The sequence below is a fragment of the Kitasatospora sp. NPDC059648 genome (genome assembly GCF_042734825.1).
GTDB lineage: Bacteria > Actinomycetota > Actinomycetes > Streptomycetales > Streptomycetaceae > Kitasatospora.
Genome location: NZ_JBHWDU010000186.1, coordinates 1 through 4,586 on the forward strand (window position 1 = coordinate 1; position 4,586 = coordinate 4,586).

At 70.0% G+C, this 4,586-nt stretch carries 1 protein-coding gene and 1 pseudogene; both read left to right on the forward strand.

Annotated features, from left to right (window positions below; genetic code table 11):
- The first annotated feature begins 1,059 nt into the window (after positions 1 to 1,059).
- Positions 1,060 to 1,809: pseudogene (locus tag ACFV1W_RS40105) on the forward strand (IPT/TIG domain-containing protein).
- 2,344 nt (positions 1,810 to 4,153) lie between these two features.
- Positions 4,154 to 4,435, forward strand: coding sequence for an IPT/TIG domain-containing protein (locus tag ACFV1W_RS40110; protein ID WP_380422463.1), 282 nt, complete (start codon positions 4,154 to 4,156; stop codon positions 4,433 to 4,435).
- The last annotated feature ends 151 nt before the right edge of the window (positions 4,436 to 4,586 follow it).

The window sequence follows — 4,586 nt, forward strand, 5'->3', positions numbered from 1 at the left end:
CACAATTTGAGTGAGCGAATAACCCGGCAGTCAATTGGCAGAGGCCCCGCGCATGCCGTGTCAAGCCGCGGGCACGGATCAGCCAAACAGTGGCCAGATCCCGGCCGTTGAGCGCTTAACAATTTTCGCAAAGCTTGCTACGCAGGCAGACTGGCATAGACCTTTGCGGGAGCGAGAGTGCTCGCGGTTCTCCCCGGAATTCCGGGCCAAACATGCGTCTGGCTGCCCGTCGCACGCCTGTGCTCAGCGTGCCGGGGTTCACCTGGGCACGGATCCCCGGACGGTCGCCCTGCCGGTGCCGCCGCTCAACGGATGTCGCTGGCATATGCCGGTGTGCGTGCTCATCCGCGCGCCCCCCGTCTGCTCCCATGCTCGACGCCAACCAGGCCGGTGTCAGCGACGGTTGACACTTCGCAGGGTTCCGCGCCCCACATCAGAAGCGCACCCCGGCTGTCAGGGAGCCGCCCTGCGGGCGCGGCCGACGGCTTCGGCGGGGAGGCCCCGCCTTCCGGGTGGGTCAACGACGCTGACGCAGGCTCCGACGTTCCGTCACCACCGCCGTCGTACGAACCGGCGTAACCAACCGGGGGTGCCCTGGCGTCACCAGCGGGAAGCGAGACCGATCGCCGGAGACGGGCCGCGCTCCCCGGCAGCACCTGCCGCCGATCGGATGATTTGGCGTCAGCTCATTGCGCGCTTGTCATCTCAATGGATTACTAGGAGCGTCCAATCCGGTGGGTCGCCCATCCTCTCCGGGAGTGGGGCGTCGGCCTGCCGTATGGCCGGTCACTACCGGTAGCGCCGTGGGTTCTCCTGGCAGAGGCGTGAACGATCCGCCCGCCCCCGCGACCGGCGACAGTCATCCAGGGCCGTCTCGCCCTCACGCCCGGAAGTAGCCCGGCCACCCACGTGGACCGGCCCGCCGGCGCCCGGTTCACCGCCTCGGCCACGTCCGGTTCGTCCTCGCCGGGGCCTGGTCCGAACCGCACCGCGCGTGGCTGTGACTCTTCCTGGGCACGCACGGTGCGCGGTTCACCTCACCCGCTCAAGGAGGCAGTCGTGCCCATCTCCCCCAACCAGGGATCGACCAGCGGCGGACAGACCGTCGTCATCACCGGCACCAACCTCGGTGGGGCCACGGCCGTGCACTTCGCTCCAAGCCGGCCACCATCACCGCCAACACGGCCGCCTCGGTCACCGTCACCACCCCCTCCAGCAGCGGGGTGGTCCAGGTGACCGTGACCACCCCGGGCGGCACCAGCAACCCGCTGAACTTCTACTACGTCGGCGCGCCGTTCAAGGCGCGCTCAGCGCCACCTCCGGGCCGCTGGCGGGCGGCAACGTCGTCACCATCACGGGTACCGGGCTGTCGACCGCCACCGCGGTGCACTTCGGGGCCAACACCGCCACGCCGACCGTCGTCAGCGACAGCGCCATCACTGTCGCCGTGCCCGCGGGCACGGCGGTCGGATCCGTCGGAGTGAGTGTGACCACCGCGGGCGGAACCAACAACGGCTTCACCTACACCTACGTGGACGTGCCCACCGTGACCGCTTTCGCTCCCACCTCGGGCCCGGCCTCCGGCGGCACCGCGGTGACCATCACCGGCACCTCCCTGAGCAGCACCGAGTCGGTCACCTTCGGTGGCCGGTCGGCCTCGTTCGTCGTCATCAACGACACCACCATCGCCGCCGTCGCACCGCCCACCGCCGACGGGGCCGCCGGACCGCCGACATCACGGTCACCAACGCGGCCGGAAGCGCGACCGCCGTGACCCCGTTCCAATACCTCTCGATCCCGGGGATCTGAGTCGGAAGACGGGCGTTGCCCCCCGCCGCGTCCCGGAAGCGATCCGGTACGTCGAGCACACCGGCGGGCGCTCCAGGCGCCACTTCCCGCGCGACTTGGCTCCATGGGAACCGCCGACGGATGCTCCGCCCGGCAGAAGGACGGGGCGTTCGCCCAAGCTCAACGGCCCTTTGGGGCGTGGCACGAGAACGGCCGTGATCCCGAGCCGGGCGCCAGTGCGCTGGATTCCCGGAGCGTCAGGACGAGCCGTGCCGTGCCGGTGCAGGAGACCGGGGACAGGTGACACGCATTCGGCTGTTGCCCGATGGACTGCCGGATGACGTTCCCGGCACGCCGGGCCATGACGAAGCCCGGTCATGCGCGCCGCGATCGACCGGGGACCACGCACGGCGTTCACGGCTACGGCGTGCCGGACGTCGCCGCCCGCGTCGGGATTCCGGCCGTGGGCCGGGCGTTTGTACTTTCGTCGGTGACCGGCCCTTATGAGCGGCTGTCGCTGACCGTGCCGGCGTGCAGAGGTGGACTCGCTTGAAGCGCCGTCAGGGGAGTTTCGCGCATTCCGGCTCCGTTCCGACTCTGTCCACTCTTCTTCCGGTCCGCCCGCAGGAGATCCCGCGATGGGGAAAAGGGAGGAGGGAAGAAGCAGACCGACCGACAGATGGGGAGAGTCGGGCGGCCGCCTCGCCCCGGCCCGGCCCGCAGAGCGTCCGACGGTACGGCCCGTCCGAGCCCGCTCCCGGACGGTTCGGGGAGGGCGGCGAACCCGCCGCGGAGCACGCCCAGGTGCAGCGGGTCGCCGTGATCCGGACCCGCGCACGCGAGGTCGTCGGCTTCGGTCCACACTGGCGGGCGACGGCACCGCGGGACTTCACGGCGGCAGCGTCACCGTCGGTGCGCCGGGTCGGCCGATGAACCAGCTTCCGGTGGTTGCGACTTGGATGGGACCGAGCAGCCGTCCTGGGTCGGCGTCCGCCGCGGGGGCGCGACTCCAGAGATTCACTTCCACGAGAGCGGAGACGGCGGCCGCTCGGGTGTCGATCGTGCCCGGCCTCCGAGCCCCGGCCGGAGGCTTGGCGCGGTGCGTCCGGGCTGGGATCGAGCAATTCCGAACGGCAGAGGGTGGGGAATTCCGTCCATCCGCGGCCGAGCCGTCTCTTGGCCGCGGACACGGAAGTCGCGATCTCTGCCGGGTGAGGAATAAGCACGCAAATCCAGCACGGGCAGGTCTGATTTCGCTGATCAGCCTCAGCCGTGACGCTATGGCGCAGGCCGTTTTCCGGATTGCGGAAGATCGTCGGACACTGCGCCAAGCGGGTGAATGCGGACCAAAAGGCTTGTCCCGATTTCACCGCTCTGGATTACTTTTCTGTATCCAACCGGCGGGCCGCCCATCCCTCCCGGGGGAACGTGCAGCCGGCGCCCGCCGTGCTTCAGGCGGCGGTGGCGTCCGGCTCGCGATGGGCACCCCCGTGGAGGATCTGGATCCATCTGCCGGCGCCGCCTCAGCGGTGCCGGCAGATGCGGCGGCTTACATACGCCAGGAGGCGTCATGCAAGCAATCCAAAGGTTCCGAAAGGTACTGGATGCGGCGACCGGACGGTCTGCCGACTCCTCTTCCTCGTACCGTCGAACGACGACGTCAGCGCTGTGGAGCTGGGGGCTTCTGTTGGGGTGGTACTTACCCACGGTGGTGGCAGGAAGTCAGCCCGCGCGCGAGCCGTCGACGACGGAACGCATGACCCCAGCCCCCCACGGCCAGGTTTTCGAGCCGGATTCCAGCAGGATGCGCTCGGCCGAGTCCGTCCGTGGACAGCGCAGGCGGCGCCGGGGGCGGAACGGCCGAGAGCGGCGTTGCGGCCGCAAGGACAGGCGTCCCGACCACGGCGACCCGGGCAAACGGCGGTGAACTCCTCCACGGGGGCGAACAGGCCGTACCGTGAGGGCTCATGTGGGTCAACGGCACTGCCGGGCCACTTGTCATAGCGTCAGACCACGTCGTAGCTCGACTGCCCACGAGTCGGACGACGAGCGCGCCGCTGGGCCGAGCGTCGTCGTGCCGATCACTCGGGACCCGGGGGATTCACCACCGAGGGGACCCGGGCGAGCCGCTCACCCGCGTCCCGCCGCCCGGACTCTGCTGACCGTCGGCCCGCGCCCTTGCTCGACGCGGCGGTCGGGCCTCGGCACAAGCCCCGGCTCACCACCCCTGACGAGCCCCGGTCGATGTTCCCTCCGTCGGCCGGGGCTCCCCGCCTCGGCGCCCGTCGTGCCCCCGGGCGGATAGCCGACGCTCCAGGCGCCTCGCGCACGCACGACATCCGTCACCTCGGAGACTGTACAACCTATGGGGCAAGTCATGATTGATCACAATATTCCGGTGATCGATTCGGTCAGTCCGGCGGCGGGGGCGGCGGGGGCGGTGGTGACGCTGACCGGCTCCGGGTTCCCGGGAGCAACGGCGGTGCGGTTCGATGCCGTTGCCGCCCCGTCGTTCACGGTGGTCTCGGCGACGCAGATCACCGCGACGGCGCCGGCGGGCTCGGGCACGGTGCAGGTCACGGTGACCACCCCCGGAGGCACCAGCAACAACCTCGCCTACACCTACACCGCCCCACCGACGATCTAGGATCGCCACCTCTTCCGAGACCGGCGCGGACATCGGAATCCCACCCCGTCCGAGTACCTGACGAACAGTGAGCTCCGGCAGCCTCTGCTGCCGGAGCTCACTGTTTCTCCGCCGCATCCCCCCTACGGATGGCGGCGGTTCGGCCGCCGTC

Coding starts and splice junctions, on each gene's coding strand:
- ACFV1W_RS40110 (WP_380422463.1), top strand. CDS start 4,154: ATGGGGCAAGTCATGATTGATCACAATATTCCGGTGATCGATTCGGTC.